Below are 18,252 nucleotides of genomic sequence, written 5' to 3' on the forward strand. Positions count from 1 at the left end.
CGCACCGGGACCCCGGACAGGGGCGGGACATGGGGGAGGCCATGCGCTTTCGCGGGACGACGATCCGCCGGAAGATCGTGGCGCTGCTGCTGATTCCGCTGGTGTCCCTCACCGCCATCTGGATTTTCGCCGCGACGATCACCTCGCGCGCGGTGTTCGGCCGCCCCGACGTGCGCCTGATGACCGACAACGTCGTCCTGCCCGCCTGGGCCGTGGTCGCCGACCTCCAGCAGGAGCGCAAGGCCGCCCTGCTCTACGCCGCGGGCAACCGCGACGCCAAGGCCCGCGGTGCCCTGGACAAGCAGGAACAGGCCACCGACGCGGCCATCGCCAGGCTCCGCACCAGCAGCAGCGCCGTCCGCGTGCGCAACAGCCTCGACGACCGCGCCCGCACCGGCCTGGACCGCTTCCTCACCGGCATCCGCGGCCTGCCCGCGCTGCGCGCCGCCGTGGACACCGTGGGCAAGGGCAGGAGCAGCCGCGAGGCCACCTACACCGGCTACGACGACCTGGTCGGCCCCGGCCTCGCCCTCTTCGACAACCTCAACGTGCTGGACAGCGTCGACCTGGAGATCCAGCGTCGCTCGGTGATCGGCCTGGCCCGCGCCGACGAGGAACTCAGCCGCCAGGACGCCCTGCTGAGCGCCGCCATCAGCACCGGCCGGATGAGCGGCGCCGAACTGACCGCCTTCCGCTCCGCCGTGGCCCTGGAACGCGGCTACTACGACGACAACCTCCCCGCGCTCGACGCCCGTTACCGCGCGCCCTACGACGGCTTCCTGAACAGCGCCGGCGCCAAGAAGCTGCGCTCGGCGCAGGACGACGTCGTGGCGGCCGACGCCGCCGACGCGCCCATCGTCGCCGCGCACGACTCCTGGCCCTCCGTCGCCGGGAACGCGCTCGGCGTGCTCGGCAAGGTCAACCCCACCGTCGACACCGAGTTCGGCGACCGCCTGGCCACCGTGCCCACCCGGCTGATCGTGGAGGCGGCGCTGGCCGGCGGCCTGGGCCTGATCGCTGTGGTCGCCTCGGTGCTGGTGTCGGTCCGCATCGGCCGCGGCCTGATCCGCGACCTGACCGGCCTGCGCCAGGAGGCGGCGGAGGTCGCCGGCACCCGCCTGCCGCACGTGATGCGGCGCCTGGCCGCGGGCGAGGCGGTCGACGTCGAGACCGAGGTGCCCAAACTCAGCTACGCCCACGACGAGATAGGCCAGGTCGGCCAGGCCCTCAACACCCTGCAGCGGGCCGCCGTCGAGGCCGCCGTGCGCCAGGCCGACATGCGCAAGGGCGTCTCCGACGTCTTCGTCAACCTCGCCCGCCGCAGCCAGGTCCTGCTGCACCGCCAGCTGACCCTGCTCGACGCCATGGAGCGCCGCACCGAGGCGCCCGAGGAACTCGCCGACCTCTTCCGCCTGGACCACATGACCACCCGCATGCGGCGGCACGCCGAGGGCCTGGTCATCCTCTCCGGCGCCGCCCCCTCGCGGCAGTGGCGCAAGCCGGTGCAGCTGATGGACGTCGTGCGCGCCGCCGTCGCCGAGGTCGAGGACTACGAGCGGATCGAGGTGCGCCGCCTGCCCCGGCTGGCCGTCGCCGGCGCCGCCGTGGCCGACCTCACCCACCTGCTCGCCGAACTCATCGAGAACGCCGCGGTGTTCTCGCCGCCCACCACGCAGGTGCGGCTGCACGGCGACCACGTCGCCAACGGATTCGTCCTGGAGATCGACGACCGCGGCCTGGGCCTGACCCCCGACGCCCTCCTCGAGGCGAACCTGCGGCTCGCCGAGACACCCGAGTTCGAGCTGTCGGACACCGACCGGCTCGGCCTGTTCGTCGTCGGCCGCCTCGCCCAGCGGCACGGCGTGCGGGTCTCGCTGCGCCAGTCGCCCTACGGCGGCACCACCGCGGTCGTGCTCATCCCCTCCGGCCTGCTCACCGAGAGCGGCGAGGACACCGGCTCCACCCGGATCGAGTCCGTCCCGGCACCCGCCAGGAGCGAGGACACCGAGCACACCTTCCGCCAGTGGGGCCTGGACGGCGCCGGCGGCGAACGCCAGCACGCGGCGCACGCCGACGACCCCTTCACCCCCACGGCCCCCGAGCCGGACGGCCCGCTCGGGCTGCCCCGGCGCCGCCGCCGGGCACCCGTCCTGGTCGCCGACCGCGGCCGCCCGGTCGGCCGCCCCCAGGAAGGACCGCAGGAAAGCCCGCAGGAACCGGACGCGGCGGACGGGCAGCCTGACGAAGGCGCGGCCGTGACCGCCGCCGACGCCGAACCGGCCGGGCCCGCGCCGACGGCGGGTCCTGCCGCCGAGCAGGCCGCGCCCGTCGCGGCCGCCCCGCTCCCGCCGGAGGAGCACGCCAGGCCCGAACCCGGCACCGTGGTGCGGCCCGCACCGCTCCCGCCGGCCCGCCCGGCACCCGCCGCGGACCTGCGCGGCGGCTCGGCATCGCCGCCCCCGCCGGCAGGCGGCGGCAGCGTGCTGCCCCGCCGGGTCCGGCAGGCGAGCCTGGCGCCGCAGCTGCGGCAGGCCGCGCCGCCCGAGCGGCGCGAGCAGGAGGCGGCCGCCCGCGAGCGGTCCGCCGAAGAGGTACGCGACAGGATGGCCGCGCTGCAGCGCGGCTGGACACGGGGCCGCGCGGCCGATCCGGACGCCGAGCCCGACGACGACCCAGCGACACCCGCACCGCGAACGACATCTTCTGAGGGGAACGCCCGATGACGGCACCATCCAGCCCGACCCGAGAGCTGAGCTGGCTTCTCGACGATCTGGTCACCAGGGTGGCCAGTATCCGCAAGGCCCTGGTGCTCTCCGGGGACGGCCTGGCCATCGGCGCCTCCGACGGGCTGACCCGGGAGGACTCCGAGCACCTGGCCGCCGTCGCCTCCGGCTTCCACAGCCTGGCCAAGGGCGTCGGACGGCACTTCGACGCCGGGCAGGTCCGCCAGACCATCGTCGAACTCGACGAGGCGTTCCTGTTCGTGACCTCGGCGGGCGACGGCAGCTGCCTGGCCGTGCTCACCGACTCCGAGTCCGACGTCGGCCAGGTGGCGTACGAGATGGCGCTGCTGGTCAAGCGAGTGGGGGCGCACCTGGCCGCGGCTCCGCGGCGCGACGGCGGCGGCACGGTGCTCAGCACCTGACCGATGAGCTGACCGATACGGGGTGAACAGGGCTCATGGCTTCTGAATCGGACCGGTGGTACGACGACGCGGCAGGACCGGTGGTGCGGCCCTATGCGATGACCAGGGGCCGCACCAGCCATGCCGCGGAGGCGAAGCTCGACCTGATCGCCCTGGTCGTGACCCGGCACGCGCCCGGCGAGGGCGACCCGCCGGCGGACGACCCGGACCTGACGCCCGAACACCTGGACATCATCGAACGCTGCCAGTACCAGGCGCTGTCCGTCGCCGAGCTGGCGGCGGACCTGGACCTGCCGGTGGGCGTGGTCCGGGTGCTCGTCGGCGACCTGCTGGAGGCGGCCCATGTGCACATCCACCGCCCCGTACCGCCCGCGGAGCTGCCCGACGAGAGCATCCTGCGCGACGTGATCAACGGCCTGCGCGCGCTGTGACGCCGGCCGGCACTGGTAAGGCCCGTACGTCCCCCGTCCGTTGCGATCCCGAGAAGTAGAGAAGAGACCATGGCCATGGCGCGCACCGACCGCCGTATCGAGCCCGCCGCCGAGCCGATGGCGCTCAAGCTGCTGGTGGCCGGCGGCTTCGGGGCAGGCAAGACGACGCTCGTGGGCTCCGTCAGCGAGATCCGTCCGCTGCGCACCGAGGAGTCGCTGAGCGAGCTGGGCCGCCCGGTGGACGACGTCTCGGGTGTGGAGGGCAAGAACACCACCACCGTCGCGATGGACTTCGGCCGCATCACCCTGCGCGAGGACCTGGTGCTCTACCTGTTCGGCACGCCCGGGCAGGACCGCTTCTGGTTCCTGTGGGACGAGTTGGCGCAAGGGGCGCTCGGCGCGGTAGTCCTCGCCGACACCCGCAGGCTCGCCGACTGCTTCGCCGCGGTCGACTACTTCGAGCAGCGCGGCATCCCCTTCTCGATCGCGGTCAACTGCTTCGAGGGCGCCGAACTGCACGACCCGCAGACCGTGCGGGAGGCGCTGGACCTGGACCCGGGCACGCCGGTGGTGCTGTGCGACGCGCGCGAGCGCGAGTCGGCGAAGAACGTGCTCATCACGGTGGTCGAGCACGCCGCCTATGTCGCCGCCGCCCAGCGGGCGCCGGCCGGCGCTTGACCGCCGGGTCCCCCTGGTAGGGCGGCCGTAGAGCCGTCCGGCCGCGGTCAGCCCTCGTCGCCGGGCGCCACCGCTGCGTCCGCCGTGTTTTCGATGTCCCGCGTGCCGCCGTGCTCCGCGAGCCACTTGGCCGCGGTCTCGGCGAGTTCGGAGTCCCGCCCGGCGAGCATCGTCGTGATCATCAGGACGTCGCCGCGCAGCGACCAGCCGGGGTGCCCGAAGGTCGCCGGGTTGTTCTTCTCGATCAGGAAGTGCGCGGGCCAGGCGGTGCCGTAGCCGATGAGCGGCAGCGCGGCCGCGTACCGGGCGCGCCCGCGCGCGATCCCCCAGCCGGCGACCGCGAGCCCGGTCAGGGTGCCGGCCAGGTGCACCCAGCGGGTGGCGGCCTTGGAATGCATCGCCACGTAGTAGGGCCAGAAATCCTCGAAGGAGCCGAAGGTCTGCTTCGCCATCCCCGCACCGTAGCGCCGCAGCCGGGTGCTGTCAGGGGGCCGGGCGAAAGGCGGTGTTTGCTGACTCCCTTCTCCTGCCCGGTGATTGGCGGCACGCGAACCCCTGGGCAGAGGCAGCCGTGCGTGCTATGTTCTTCTCGTAGCGAGAAAGACTCATTTTGAGAACGACTCGGGTGGCAAGGGGAGGCCGCGATGGACACGCCGCAGGAGGAGAGGGAGTTCCTCGACGCGTACGACCCGCGGGAGTTCGACCCGATCGCCGTCACCGTCGACGTGGTCGTCCTGACCCTGCGCGAGGGCCGGCTGCACGTCCTCGCCGTGCGCAGGGGCGGGCCTCCGTACGCGGGGGAGTGGGCGCTGCCCGGCGGCTTCGTGCGGGCCGGGCGCGAGTCGCTGGACGAGGCGGCGGCACGCGAACTCGCCGAGGAGACCGGCCTGGAGGCGGCGTCCCTGGACCGGGTGCACCTCGAACAGCTCGGCTCCTACGGGCGCCCGGACCGCGACCCGCGCATGCACGTGGTCTCGGTCGCCTACGTCGCCTTCGCACCCGGCCTGCCCGACGCCCGCCCCGGCGGTGACGCGGCCGGCGCCCGGTGGCTGCCCCTGGAGGCGATCGCCGCGGCCGAGCAACCGGCGACGGCGGTGGGGCGTCCCTTCGAGCGGGGCCGGCGGCCCGGGACCTACGGGGGTGGTACCGGCCGCCGGCCTCTTTCCGCCGACGCCCCCGAGGGCTTCGCCTTCGACCACGACGCGATCCTCGCCGACGCCCTGGAGCGCGCCCGCGCGAAGATCGAGTACACCCCGCTGGCCACCGCCTTCCTCCCCGAGACCTTCACCATCAGCGAACTGCGGGCGGTCTACGAGACGGTGTGGGGCGCGCCCCTGCACGCCGGCAACTTCCACCGCAAGGTGCTCTCGGTGCCCGGCTTCGTGGAGTCCACCGGCGAGACCGACAGCCGCCCCGGCAGCAAGGGCGGCCCCCGTGCCCGCCTCTACCGGGCCGGTGACGCCCGCCTGCTGCACCCGGCGCTGCTGCGCCCGGACCGCGAGGCGGGTGTGCGGTGAGCGCCGCCCGCGCCTGGGCCGCGCCGCACACGTTCGACGAGGCGCTGGCCCAGCTGGACGCCACCCCCTTCGCCACCGACCCCGTACGGGCCGGCCGCCGCTACCGGCAGCTCGCCCGGCTGCTCCACCCCGACACCGCCCCGGCCGACCGCCAGCGCCAGGCCACCGCCGCCTTCGCCCGCCTGGCCGCCCTCTGGCGCGACCGGCAGCGCGCCGGCACCCGCGCCCAGGGCGGCCGGGACGGTCTGGGCGGCGATCCCCAGAGCCCGCCGTACGACCCGGAGTTCGAGGTGCCGGAGGACGCGGCGTACGTCGTCGGCCCCCGCCACCGCTACCTGCTCGGCCCGCTGCTCGCCCGGGGCGACATCGCCGACCTCCACCCCGTCGAGTACCGCAGCGGCGACCGGCGGCACTCCGCCGTCCTCAAGATCGCCCGGCACCCGCGGGACAACGACCTCATGGAGCACGAGGCCGACGTGCTCACCCGGCTGGACACCGTCGCCGAGCCGAGGCACCGCGCCTACGCGACCGCACTGCTGGAGAGCTTCCGCCACTTCGAACCCGACAACACCGAGCGCCGGGCGAACGTCCTCGCGCCGCTGACCGGCTTCCACACCCTCGCCGAGGTCGCCGCCGCCCACCCCGGCGGCCTCGACCCGCGGGACGCGGCCTGGACGTGGCGCCGCCTGCTCACCGGCCTCGGCTGGGCCCACCGCGCCGGCCTGGTGCACGGCGCCGTCTTCGCCGAACACGTCCTGATCCACCCGGAGCTGCACGGCGTGGTGCTCGCCGACTGGTGCTACGCCACCGCCGTGGGCACCGACGTGCCGGTGCTGCTCCACCGCCACGCCGCCACCTATCCGCCCGAGGTCCGCGCGCACCTGCCGGCCTCGCCCGCCACCGACATCCACCTCGCCTCGTGCCTGGTCCGCGACCTGATGGGCGACCGGGCACCCGGCCCGATGCGCGCCTTCCTGCACGCCTGCACCCTGCGCTCGCAGGAGGACCGCCCGCAGGACGCCTGGCAGCTCCTGGCCGACCTGGACGACCTGCTCGAAGGGCTCTACGGGCCGCGCACCTTCCGGCCGTTCGCGATGCCCGGCGTCTGAGGCCGCGCGAGCGCGCACCACACACCACAACCCACCGGGCCGCACGCCCGGCACACCAAGGGGGAACACCATGGGAAGCGGAAGCTGGTCCACCAACGTCTACGACGCCGCCGAGCGCTACCGCAGGGCCGCCGGCACCGGCGCCTTCGCCTACAGCGACAGCGTCAAGTCCCGCACCTCCCGCTCCGGCTGGAGCGCGCACCCGTCGCTGGACCCCAAGGGCCTGACCGTGCGCGAGAGCCGGGACTCGCAGGAGCACCCCACCTCGCTGGCGATCTCCGTCCTCTTCGACGTCACCGGCTCCATGGGCGGCGTCCCGCGCGTGCTGCAGACCAAGCTGCCCGACCTGTTCGGGCTGCTGCTGCGCAAGGGCTACACCGCGCACCCGCAGATCCTCTTCGGCGCGGTCGGCGACGCCACCTGCGACCGGGTGCCCCTGCAGCTCGGGCAGTTCGAGTCCGACAACCGCATGGACGAGCAACTGGGCAACATCCTGCTGGAGGGCGGGGGCGGCGGCCAGATGAGCGAGTCCTACGAACTCGCCATGTACGCCATGGCCCGGCACACCGCCCTGGACTGCCACGAGAAGCGCGGCCGGCGCGGCTACCTGTTCCTCATCGGCGACGAGCTGCCCTACGGCAGGGTCAAGTCCCGCGAGGTGCGCGCCGTCCTGGGCGACAGCGTCGCCGAGGACATCCCGCTGCCGGTGATCCTGGCCGAACTGCGCCGCAAGTTCCACGTGTTCTACATCCTCCCGGCCGGCGCCTCCTACGCCGGCAACCAGGAGGTGCTCGGCGTCTGGCGCAAGCTGCTCGGCCAGAACGTCATCGAACTGGACGACCTCGACGCGGTGTGCGAGACGATCGCGCTCACCGTCGGCCTCGGCGAGGAGGCGATCGACCTCGCGGCGGGCCTGGCCGACCTCGCGGACATCGGCTCCACGGCCGGCCCCTCCGTCGCCCGCGCCCTGGCCCCACTGGACCGCTGACCGCCGACCACCGGCCGCACGGCGAGGGCCGTGCGGACCCGAGGGACAGGAAAGGAGCCCCGCGATGCACATTATCGTCGTGGACCTCGGCTACGGCGACGCCGGCAAGGGCGCCACCGTGGCCGCCCTGTGCCGCGCGCGGCCCGTGCGGGCCGTGGTCCGCTTCAACGGCGGCCCCCAGGCGGCCCACAACGTGGTGACCGCGGACGGCCGCCACCACACCTTCGCCCAGTTCGGCGCCGGCACCCTCAGCGGCACCCCCACCCACCTGTCCCGCTTCACCGCCGTGGACCCGCTCGCCCTGGCCGCGGAGGCCGACCACCTCCGCGGCCTGGGCGTCGCCGACCCCTACGCACTGCTCACCGCCGACCGGGCGGCGCCCCTGGTCACCCCGTACCACGCGGCCGCCGGCCGCAGGCGCGAAGAGCTGAGGGGAGCGGCCCGGCACGGCTCGTGCGGCATGGGCGTCGGCGAGAGCACCCGCTACGCCCTGGCCCACCCCGGCGAGGCCCCCACCGCCGGCGACTGCGCCGACCGGCCCCGGCTGCTGCGCCTGCTGCGGCGGCTGCGCGACCGCCTGGCCGGTGAACTCGGCCCGCTCGACGCGCCTCCCGTCGAGGACTGCGCGGACGCCTTCGGCGCCTTCGCGCGGACCGTCACCCTCACCGGCGAGGACGCCCTGGCCCGCATGGCGCGCGAGGGCCGCCTGGTCTTCGAGGGCGCCCAGGGCGTCCTGCTGGACGAGTGGCACGGCTTCCACCCGTACACCACCTGGTCCACCACCACCTTCGCCAACGCCGAGACGCTGCTCGCCGAGGCCGGCGACACCCGCGGCGCGCTGCGGCTCGGGGTGCTGCGCACCACCACCGTCCGGCACGGGCCAGGCCCGCACGTCACCGAGGACCCCGCGCTCGGCGCCCTGCTGCCCGAGCCGCACAACCGGCACGGCCGCTGGCAGGGGGCCTTCCGCACCGGGCACTTCGACGCCGTCGCTCACCGCTACGCCGTCGAGGTGTGCGGCGGGATCGACGCCCTGGCGCTCACCCACCTCGACGCCCCCGCCCGCTGCCCCTCCCTGCGGATCTGCACCGCCTACGGCATCGGCGGCCGGGAGATCGAGCACCTGCCCGTCGGCCCGCCCGGCGACCTGGCCCGCCAGGAGGCACTGACCGCGCGCCTGTCCACCGCCCGCCCCGCCCGCTGGAGTTCGCCCGGCAGCGCACCGGGCGCCTGGCCGGAGGCGGTCTCGGCGCTGCTCGGCGCCCCGGTGCTGCTGGAGTCCCACGGCCCCGCCGACCAGCGCCTCACCCGCGCCCTGCCCGCTTCGGATAGGGTCCGCCCGTGCTGAAGGACTCCCACTGCTCGGCCTGCGGAACGCCCTACGCCGACACCGCCACCTGGCCGCGCCGATGCGGCACGTGCGGCCAGGTCGCCTACCGCAACCCGCTGCCGGTCGCGGTCTGCCTGCTGCCCGTCCTGGACGGCGGGCGCACCGGCCTGGTGGTGATCCGCCGCAGCATCCCCCCGGCGCTGGGCCGACTCGCCCTGCCCGGCGGCTTCGTGGACTTCGGCGAGAGCTGGGAGCACGCCGTGGTGCGGGAGTTGGGAGAGGAGACCGGCATCGCGGCCGCGGCCTCGGACGTCGCGCTCGCCGACGCCCTCACCGACGAGGTCGGCGGCTACCTCCTGCTGTTCGGCCTGCTGCCGCCCCGCCCGGCCGCCGACCTGCCGCCCTCCGCCGCCACCGATGAGACCGAGGGCCACCAGGTCCTCCACGCCCCCGAGGAGCTGGGCTTCCCGCTGCACACCATCGCGGCCCGCCGCTGGTTCGCCGGCGCCTACGCGTCCGCCCCGCGCACCCGCACCGTGTAGCGGGGCGCGCCGCCGCCCTCGCGCTCCACCGCCACCCGCCCCTCGACCCAGCGCGTCACGTACCGCTCCCGCCGCGGCGAGGACCAGCCCTCGGGGTCGCCCGCGATCACCTCGCCGCCCCCGCTGCGGCCGGCCCGCGGCGCCCACACCTCCAGCTCCACCGCCCCGTCCGGCCCGGCCACCGGCAGCACCGCACCCGCCTTCGCCAGCACCGGGATCCGCTCCGCGGGGGCGGCTGTCAGCACCGTGCTGCGGCCCGGGTACGCCTGCCCGGTCACCGTGTCGTACCAGCGGCCGCGCGGCAGCCGCACCCGGCGGCGGGTCACCCCCGGCGCCAGCACCGGCGCCACCAGCAGCGCGTCCCCCAGCAGGAAGGCGTCGCCGCACGCGCGTAGATCGCGGTCGCCGGGCGACTTCCACCACAGCGGACGCACCCAGGGCGCCCCCGTACGGCGGGAGATGTGCGCCACCGTCTCCAAGTACGGCAGCAGCCGGGCCCGTTCGGCGAGCGCGGCCCGCATCGGCTCCAGCACCTGCCCGTCCGGCCCGGGTCCGGCGGCGCCGGTGCGCAGCAGGGGCAGGTAGGCGGCCAACTGGAACCAGCGGGCGAGCAGTTCCGGATCGTCCGTGCCCGCGCCGCCGACGACGGGACCGGACAGCGGCACCCCGCTCAGCCCCAGGCCCAGCACGAGCGCCAGCGACTCCCGCAGGCCCGCCCAGCCGGCCGCCGTGTCGCCCGCGGTTGTGCCTGCGTAGCGCTGCACGCCCGCCCAGCCGGATCTGGCCAGCAAAAAAGGGCGCTGCTCCGGGCGCTGGGCGCGCAGGCCCTCGTAGGCGGCGCGGGCCAACTGGAGGCCGTAGACGTTGTGCGCCTCGCGGTGGTCGCCGCCACTGCCCTCCAGGGCGTGCCGGGCCGAGCGCGGCAGCGTCGGGTCGCCGAAAGCGGCCAGCGACTGCGGCTCGTCCATCGTGTGCGCGAAGCCCGCGAAGGCCCGCAGCGGCTCCTCGGCGTACCGCGCGCCCCACCAGGCGCGCGCCGCGGGATCGGTGACGTCGGGGAAGACCGCCTCGCCCGCGCGCGTCACCCCGCGCACCTCCCGGCCGCGCGCGTCGCGCACGAAGGCTCCCGCGGCCCGTCCGTCCTCGTACGGCTTTGTGCCCGGCGCCGCCGGCACCCCCGGATCGACCACCGACACCAGGCGCACCCCCTGCACGGCCAACTCCTCGGCGGCAGCGGCCGGTTCGAGGCCGGCCCCGGGGGTGTCGAGGTGCACGGCCGCAACGGGCAGGCCCTGCTCGCGCAGCGCAGCGGCCGCCCGCACGGCCTCGTTCCCGCCCGCGCCGGGCGGCAGCGCGTGGTGCAGCCCGAGGGCCCACAGCGGCGGCACCGCCGGCCGCCCGGTCAGCGCCGTCCAGCCGGACAGCACTCGTGTCGGGGTGCCGGCGAGCACCCAGTAGCGCACCGGGCCGCCCTCCATCGAGACCCGGCTGCCGCCCGGCTGGTCCGGCCCCGAGCCCGCACCCTCCCGGCCCTGCCAAAGGGCCACCTCGCCGTCCCAGGTGCTGTCGTGGAAGACCAGGTGGCAGCCGGCGTCGGAGACCACCAGCTGCACCGGCATCGCGGCCGAGGGCCCCCCGCCCGCCTGCGCCGCGCTGTTCCACAGCCGGTAGGTGCCCGTGCCCAGCGCGGGGCCGCCGCCGTGCCCGCCCAGGCCGTAGACCCGCGCGTCCGCGGGCACCCGGGCCCGCTGCTCCCAGCGCCCGCCCCGGCTCTCGACCACCCCGGCCGGCAGCCGCCAGCGCGGCGGCCCCTCCGCGCGCAGCAGCAACCCGCCCGGCGTGTGGAAAGCCACCGCGCCCCGCGCCGAGATCCGCACCGTCATCCGCTCGGAGACCACCCGCCAGCCCTCACCGTCCGGTTCGAGCACCGCCCTCGCGTCGACCGGCGGGCACCCCGCGGCCAGCGCGTACGACGGCTCCGGCTCCGCGCCGTCCCAGCCGCAGAACACCGCGCCGCCGGCGGTGACCCGCACCCGCAGCACCGCCCGGGCGAAGCGGACCGTGCCGCCGCCCGGCTCCGGCTCCGCTCCCGTCAGCGCTCCTGGCGTACGGGCCCGCTCCGGCGCGTACCGCGGCAGGTCGCGCCGGTCCGTGCCGCGCCGCCGCAGCGCCGAGCGCACCACCAGGCGGCCCTGCGCCGAGCGCAGCATCGCCGCCGTCCTCGCCAGGTCCGCGGCGCCTGCCCGCCGCCGCCCGAGGGCCGTCCGCGCGTCCGACCACCCGTCGACGGCCTCCCTCCACAGCGAACCCAGCAGGTATGCACCGTCCATGTGATCATTCTCCATGCGCCCGGGCCGCGTGTGCCGCTTGTTCAGCCGCTGTTCACCTGCGCGGCCCGGCTGCGGCGGCCCGCGGTCCACCCAGTCCACGCCGCCCCGGAGGTGACACCGCCCACGCCCGCCGCCGCTGTCTGGCGCCCGCGACGATCACATGGCATCGTCCTGCCCAGCCCCGGCTCCGGGAGACCCCGGCCCGCGGGCCCGCACCAGCGCAACGACGCGTACCGTCCGGGAGCCGCCCCATGAGCACCACGCCCGAACCCGCCGGCCCGCCGGAGCCCCTGTGGCGCCCGCGCCCGGAGCGGGTCTCCGCCGCTCAGGTGACCCGCTTCCACCGCACCGCCGCCGAGCGGCACGGCGCCCCCGCACCCGCCGGCGACCCTGTCGCGGACTACGCGGCCCTGCACACCTGGTCGGTACGCGAACCCGAGGCGTTCTGGCAGGCGGTCGCCGAATGGTTCGACGTCCGCTTCAGCTCGCCCTACGAGACAGTGCTCGCCGAACCGGCGATGCCCGGCGCCCGCTGGTTCCCCGGCGCCCGCCTCAACTACGCCGAGCACGCGCTGCGCCACGGCCGCGACCCGCGGTACGCCGACCGCCCCGCGCTCCTGCACGTGGACGAGCGGCAGGAGCCCGCCGCCGTCACCTGGGCCCAACTCACCGCCCAGGTCGCCTCGCTGGCCGCGGAGCTGCGCCGCCTCGGCGTCACCCCGGGCGACCGCGTCGCCGGCTACCTGCCCAACATCCCCCAGGCCGTGGTCGCGCTGCTCGCCTCGGCCGCCGTGGGCGCCGTATGGACCTCCTGCGCCCCGGACTTCGGCGCCCGCAGCGTGCTGGACCGCTTCCAGCAGGTCGAGCCCGTCGTGCTGTTCACGGTCGACGGCTACCGCTACGGCGGGAAGACCCACGAGCGCGCCGGCACCGTCGCCGAACTGCGCGCCGCCCTGCCCACCCTGCGCGCCACCGTCCACATCCCCCTGCTGGGCACCCCGGCCCCCGAAGGCGTCCTGGAATGGGCGCAGGTGACCGGCCGCCAGGTCGAACCCGCCTACGAGCAGGTGGACTTCGACCACCCACTGTGGGTGCTCTACTCCTCCGGCACCACCGGCCTGCCCAAGGCGATCGTGCAGTCCCAGGGCGGCATCCTGCTGGAGCACCTGAAGCAGACCGGCCTGCACCTGGACCTCACCGAGCAGGACCGCTTCTTCTGGTACACCTCCACCGGCTGGATGATGTGGAACTTCCTCGTCTCCGGCCTCCTGGTGGGCGCCACGGTCGTCCTCTACGACGGCAGCCCCGGCCACCCCGACACCGCCGCCCAGTGGCGGATCGCCGAACGCACCGGCACCACCGTCCTCGGCACCTCGGCCGCCTACGTGATGGCCTGCCGCAAAGCCGGCGTGCACCCGGCCCGCGACTTCGACCTGTCCGCCCTCACCTGCGTGGCCACCACCGGCTCCCCGCTGCCGCCGGACGGCTTCACCTGGCTGCACGAAGAAGCGGGCGCCGACCTGTGGATCGCCTCGGTCAGCGGCGGCACCGACGTGTGCAGCTGCTTCGCCGGCGGCGTGCCCACCCTCCCCGTCCACATCGGCGAGCTGCAGGCCCCGTGCCTGGGCACCGACCTGCAGGCGTGGGACGCCCAGGGCCGCCCGCTGACCGACGAGGTGGGCGAGCTGGTCGTCACCAACCCGATGCCCTCGATGCCGATCCGGTTCTGGAACGACCCGGGCGGCACGCGCTACCGGGACAGCTACTTCACGATGTACCCCGGCGTGTGGCGGCACGGCGACTGGATCACCCTGACCTCGCGCGGCACCGTGATCATCCACGGCCGCTCGGACTCCACGCTCAACCGGCAGGGCGTGCGCATGGGTTCGGCCGACATCTACGAAGTGGTCGAGCGACTGCCGGAGATCCGCGAGTCCCTGGTGATCGGCGTCGAACAGCCCGACGGCGGCTACTGGATGCCGCTGTTCGTCCGCCTCGCCGAAGGCGCCCATCTGGACGACGCCCTGCGCGAGCGCATCCGCACCGCCATCCGCGCCTCCCTGTCCCCGCGCCACGTGCCCGACGAGGTCATCGCCGTGCCCGGCGTGCCCCACACCCTGACCGGCAAGCGCATCGAGGTCCCGGTCAAACGCCTCCTGCAGGGCGCCCCGCTGGAGCGGGCGGTCAACCCCGGCTCGGTGGACGACCTGGAGGTCCTGCGGTTCTACGAGCGGCTCGCCGCCGAACGCACCATCGGCGACCGCCCGTAGCACCGCCCCGGCGCCGCAACCGCCCCGTGCGGTGACGGCCCCGGGAAGCCGCCCGCGGGACCGCCGCACCCCCGTTGTCAGTGGTACCCACTACGGTGAGTGATCGGAAGGGGAAACCGGGCCACCAGGGCCCGGAACCTCCGCACGCACCCGAGGGGGAGCCATGTCCGACACCCGCAAGAACCGGAACGGCCGCACCGACCGCACCCGCCGGTCCCGCGCCACCGCCGCGCGCAATCAGCGCACCCGCACCGGCAACCAACCGCCCACCAGGCCCGATACGCCACCGCGCGGCACATCGCGCACCGGCCGCGGCAGACCGCCGGGCGGCAAGCGGCACCGCCGCGCCCTGCGCCGCGAGACCCCCGTCGTCGTGGGCCTCCTGCTCGACGAGCCCGACTTCACCGCCATGACCCGCTACCGCAGCTTCCGCTTCGACGACTACGGAACGTATCTGCGGCAGGTCGACGGCCTGCTGCGCAGCCTGCACGCGCAGGGCACCCACGTCGCCGTCACCCTCTTCGACCCTGAGGCGTACGCCGCATACTGCCGGGCCACCCGCCGCCCACCCGACACCCCGGCCTCCCGAGCCCACTACGTCGCCGAGGCCACCACCACCCGCGCCTGCCTGCCCTACGCCCGCCAGCCCCTGGCCGCCCTGCGCGCCGAACTCGCCCACGAGACCGAGCGCCGCGCCACCCTGGACCGCGCCACCGACATCCTCATGGCGGCCGGACCCTGCCCCGACTGCGGCCAGGCCCTCGCCGACTGCGCCTTCGACCGCGCCTCCCACACGCTGCTGCGCCTCGCCGACGCCATCGGCGATGGCACCCACCACGTCGTCTGCAGCCTCCCCACCGACGACGGCCCACCCCTGCTCGCCGCCGTCCACCTCGACGCGACCCCCGACGGCGACCTCGACATGGACGACGCCGACGCCCTGGCCGTGTGCACCGTCCTCGCCGCCGCCACCGTCACCGGCCGCCCGGGCGGACTCGTCGCCCGCACCCTCCACCCCGACGGCCACGACACCGTCCGCGGCTGGGAACTGTGCGGCGGCGAACCCCACCCGCTCACCGAGGCCGCCGTCTTCGACGCCTACTGCACCGACCCCAGCACCGGCGACCCCGTCCCACCCGAACCCGGCGTCCGGTACGCGGCCGGCCTCCCCCTGCCGCCGCCCCTGCCGGGCGACCTCACCGATCCCCGGCCCTGACCGGGCAGCGGCCCGGCGGCCCTGCTACTCGCCCGACAGCACGCCCCGGGCCGCGCGCCTGGCCTCCGCGGCACCGTCCGCCGCCCGGGCCGCGGCTGCCGCACGCTCGCACTGCGCCAGCGTGTGCCGCCCCAACGCCGCCCGCACATACGGGATCGACGCCGCACCCATCGAAAGGCTGGTGACACCCAGACCCGTCAGCACACACGCCAGCAGCGGATCGGACGCCGCCTCCCCGCACACCCCGCAGCCCTTCCCGGCCGCCTTCGCCGCCTCCGCGGCGAAGGCCACCAGGTCCAGCAGCGCCGGCTGCCAGGGGTCCTGGTACCGCGACACCGCACCCACCTGCCGGTCCGCGGCGAACGCGTACTGCGCCAGGTCGTTCGTCCCCAGCGAGACGAACTCCACCTCGCGCAGGATCGCGCGCGCCCGCAGCGCCGCCGACGGGATCTCCACCATGACCCCGAACTTCGCCCCGAGCCCGGCCTCCCGGCACGCCTCCGCGAACGCCCGCGCGTCCTGCCGGTCGGCCACCATCGGCGCCATCACCTCAAGGTGCACCGGCAGCCCCTCGGCGGCCTGCGCCAGCGCCCGCAGCTGCGTGCGCAGCACCTCCGGGTGCTCCAGCAGGGTGCGCAGCCCGCGCACGCCCAGCGCCGGATTCGGCTCGTCGCCCGGCGTCAGGAACTCCAGCGGCTTGTCCGCCCCCGCGTCCAGCACCCGTACGACCACCCGCCCCTCTGGAAAGGCCGCCAGCACCTCCCGGTAGGTCTCCACCTGCTTCTCCTGCGACGGCGCCCGCACCGAGTCGTCCAGGAACAGGAACTCGGTACGGAACAGGCCCACCCCTTCCGCGCCCGCCGCCACCGCGGCCGCCACGTCGGCAGGGCCGCCGATGTTCGCCAGCAACGGCACCCGGTGGCCGTCCGAGGTCGCACCCGGACCCGAGGAGGCGGCCAGCGCCGCCTTCCGCTGGGCCACCGCACGCTCCAGCTCCGCCCGCTTGGCCGCGCCCGGCTCCACGAACACCTCGCCCGTGCTGCCGTCCACCGCCACCACCGTGCCCTCGGCCAGATCCACCGCCCCGGGCAGCGCCACCACCGCGGGCACCCCGAGAGCCCGGGCCAGGATCGCGCTGTGACTGGTCGGCCCGCCCTCCTGGGTGACGAAGCCGAGCACCAGCGTCGGGTCGAGCAGCGCGGTGTCGGCGGGCGCCAGGTCCCGCGCCACCAGCACATAGGGCTCGTCGCTGTCCGGCACCCCGGGCATCGGCACGCCCAGCAGCCGGGCCACGATCCGGTTCCGCACATCGTCCAGGTCCGCCACCCGGCCCGCCAGGTACTCGCCCGCACCCGACAGCAGCGCCCGGTAGGAGGCGAAGGCGTCGAAGACCGCGCGCTCGGCCGTGCTCCCCACCGCGATCCGCCGCTCGATGTCGGCGGCCAGCTCCGGGTCCTGCGCCATCAGGGCCTGCGCCTCCAGCACGGCCTGCGCGTCCCCGCCGGCCAGCTGCCCGCGCGCGTTCAGATCTGCCGCGACCGCCTCCAGCGCCTGCCGCGCCCGGCTCTGCTCGCGGGGCGCCTCCTGGCTGCCGATCTGCTTGGCCGGCGGCTCCAGCACCGCGGTGCTCATGTGCCGTACCTCGCCGACCGCCACACCGTGGCTGACCCCGACGCCCTGCAGCGTTGTCTCCATGGCAACTACTTCCAGTCGAAGAGGGTGTCCCCGGCCGCGACCTCGCTTCCGGTCGCAAGTCGGCTCAGCACATCGACGGTAGCTTCAAGAGCGATCACAGGACACACGGGAGACTTCCCCGATTCCTCGACCGCCGCGGGATCCCACCGCACCACCGGCTGCCCGCGGGTGACCATGTCCCCCTTGGCTGCCAGCAGCGCGAAGCCCTCACCGTTGAGCTGCACGGTGTCGATCCCCAGGTGGACGAGCACCCCGTGCCCCTCGTTGTCCACGACGACGAAGGCATGCGGGTGAACGGAGACCAGGACACCGTCCACCGGAGCGACGGCGACGGTACGGGCCCGCGGCGGATCGACCGCCACCCCCGGGCCCACCATGGCGCCGGCGAAGACCGGATCGGGCACGTCGTCGAGCGCGATGGCCCGGCCGCTCACGGGCGACGAAACAGTGGTCATGGAAGCCTCCTCGGTGCGGAGATCAGGCGCCATCACACTCAGTCACCGGACGGCGAGCCGCGAGAGCAGCCTAAGTCATGTCAAGTGGTGATTCCGCCCGAGCGGCGCCGTCCGGATCGACACCCCCTCGTCACCCCCGATTTGCTCCTGCGGGAGCCGGTCTTGTAGGTTGGCGCAACCGCCTCGACGAGACACGCGGGAACGTGTGTCCTCGAAAAGGGGCCGGTAATTCCGACCGGAAAGCATCTGCTAAAGTCGGAGACACAACGAAGGGAAAGCCCGGAGGGCGCCGGTGACGGTGGCCGATGGCAGCTTCCGTTCCTTGAGAACTCAACAGCGTGCCAAAAGTCAACGCCAGATATGTTGATACCCCGTCTTTTGGAGATTTGTTCTCTCTGAGACGTGGTTCCTTTGAAGAAGAAACACAGCGAGGACGCTGTGCACCTGGGGATTATTCCTTCCCGGGTGCCGCTCTCGTGATGTGTGGCCCCGATGACGGGGAAGCATTCACGGAGAGTTTGATCCTGGCTCAGGACGAACGCTGGC

15 protein-coding genes are annotated in these 18,252 nt (G+C 74.9%); 11 read left to right on the top strand and 4 right to left on the bottom strand.

The genetic code is table 11. The annotated features are described in order from the left end of the window. Positions 1–29 precede the first annotated feature (29 nt). The 4 genes from BLR33_RS19920 to BLR33_RS19935 all read left to right on the top strand — a co-directional run bounded on the left by BLR33_RS19920 (position 30) and on the right by BLR33_RS19935 (position 4,254). Entirely contained in the window at positions 30–2,723 is a 2,694-nt protein-coding gene (locus tag BLR33_RS19920; RefSeq protein WP_245771524.1) for a nitrate- and nitrite sensing domain-containing protein, read from the top strand. Further along, complete coding sequence (locus BLR33_RS19925) at positions 2,720–3,145, top strand: roadblock/LC7 domain-containing protein (protein ID WP_093785863.1); 426 nt, start codon at positions 2,720–2,722, stop codon at positions 3,143–3,145. The genes BLR33_RS19920 and BLR33_RS19925 overlap by 4 nt, the downstream gene beginning before the upstream one ends. A gap of 35 nt (positions 3,146–3,180) precedes the next feature. After that, entirely contained in the window at positions 3,181–3,576 is a 396-nt protein-coding gene (locus BLR33_RS19930; RefSeq protein WP_093785864.1) for a DUF742 domain-containing protein, read from the top strand. Positions 3,577–3,645: 69 nt separating this feature from the next. Beyond that, positions 3,646–4,254 (top strand): GTP-binding protein, encoded by a 609-nt coding sequence (locus tag BLR33_RS19935; protein WP_093785865.1) that lies wholly within the window; start codon positions 3,646–3,648, stop codon positions 4,252–4,254. Between the two features lie 47 nt (positions 4,255–4,301). On the opposite strand, the gene BLR33_RS19940 is transcribed toward BLR33_RS19935, so the two are convergent. After that, a complete protein-coding gene (locus BLR33_RS19940) occupies positions 4,302–4,706 on the bottom strand; it encodes a DUF962 domain-containing protein (protein WP_093785866.1) in 405 nt (134 codons plus the stop codon). A gap of 192 nt (positions 4,707–4,898) precedes the next feature. On the opposite strand from BLR33_RS19940, the gene BLR33_RS19945 reads away from it, so the two are divergent. The 5 genes from BLR33_RS19945 to BLR33_RS19965 all read left to right on the top strand — a co-directional run bounded on the left by BLR33_RS19945 (position 4,899) and on the right by BLR33_RS19965 (position 9,740). Beyond that, positions 4,899–5,771, top strand: coding sequence for an NUDIX hydrolase (locus BLR33_RS19945; protein WP_093785867.1), 873 nt, complete (start codon positions 4,899–4,901; stop codon positions 5,769–5,771). After that, positions 5,768–6,880: a protein kinase family protein gene (locus BLR33_RS19950; protein ID WP_093785868.1), complete on the top strand. Its 1,113-nt coding sequence runs from the start codon at positions 5,768–5,770 to the stop codon at positions 6,878–6,880. The genes BLR33_RS19945 and BLR33_RS19950 overlap by 4 nt, the downstream gene beginning before the upstream one ends. Before the next feature lie 70 nt (positions 6,881–6,950). Then, a complete protein-coding gene (locus BLR33_RS19955) occupies positions 6,951–7,868 on the top strand; it encodes a hypothetical protein (protein WP_093785869.1) in 918 nt (305 codons plus the stop codon). A 64-nt stretch (positions 7,869–7,932) separates the two neighbouring features. Next, positions 7,933–9,216, top strand: a complete 1,284-nt coding sequence (locus tag BLR33_RS19960; RefSeq protein ID WP_093785870.1) for an adenylosuccinate synthetase — start codon at positions 7,933–7,935, stop codon at positions 9,214–9,216. Beyond that, complete coding sequence (locus BLR33_RS19965) at positions 9,213–9,740, top strand: NUDIX domain-containing protein (protein WP_093785927.1); 528 nt, start codon at positions 9,213–9,215, stop codon at positions 9,738–9,740. Before BLR33_RS19960 ends, BLR33_RS19965 begins: the two co-directional genes overlap by 4 nt. On the opposite strand, the gene BLR33_RS19970 is transcribed toward BLR33_RS19965, so the two are convergent. Further along, positions 9,707–11,950, bottom strand: a complete 2,244-nt coding sequence (locus tag BLR33_RS19970; protein WP_093785928.1) for a glycoside hydrolase family 31 protein — start codon at positions 11,948–11,950, stop codon at positions 9,707–9,709. The two genes, BLR33_RS19965 and BLR33_RS19970, sit on opposite strands and share 34 nt — an antisense overlap. Positions 11,951–12,321: 371 nt before the next feature. Between BLR33_RS19970 and BLR33_RS19975 the strand changes: the two genes are divergently transcribed. Together BLR33_RS19975 and BLR33_RS19980 are read left to right on the top strand one after the other, a co-directional pair. Continuing rightward, on the top strand, positions 12,322–14,340 hold the full coding sequence (locus BLR33_RS19975; protein WP_093785871.1) for an acetoacetate--CoA ligase: 2,019 nt from the start codon (positions 12,322–12,324) through the stop codon (positions 14,338–14,340). 163 nt (positions 14,341–14,503) lie between these two features. Next, the gene (locus BLR33_RS19980) at positions 14,504–15,556 is read left to right on the top strand and encodes a hypothetical protein (RefSeq protein ID WP_093785872.1); all 1,053 of its coding nucleotides are present in this window, start codon (positions 14,504–14,506) and stop codon (positions 15,554–15,556) included. Positions 15,557–15,580: 24 nt separating this feature from the next. Here the strand turns inward: BLR33_RS19980 and ptsP are convergent, their stop codons facing one another. Beyond that, on the bottom strand, positions 15,581–17,251 hold the full coding sequence (gene ptsP / locus BLR33_RS19985; RefSeq protein WP_093785873.1) for a phosphoenolpyruvate--protein phosphotransferase: 1,671 nt from the start codon (positions 17,249–17,251) through the stop codon (positions 15,581–15,583). Between the two features lie 5 nt (positions 17,252–17,256). Then, the gene (locus BLR33_RS19990) at positions 17,257–17,706 is read right to left on the bottom strand and encodes a PTS sugar transporter subunit IIA (RefSeq protein ID WP_093785874.1); all 450 of its coding nucleotides are present in this window, start codon (positions 17,704–17,706) and stop codon (positions 17,257–17,259) included. Positions 17,707–18,252: the final 546 nt, after the last annotated feature.

Origin of the sequence: Actinacidiphila guanduensis (assembly GCF_900103985.1) — a bacterium.
In the GTDB taxonomy this organism is placed as follows: domain Bacteria; phylum Actinomycetota; class Actinomycetes; order Streptomycetales; family Streptomycetaceae; genus Actinacidiphila; species Actinacidiphila guanduensis.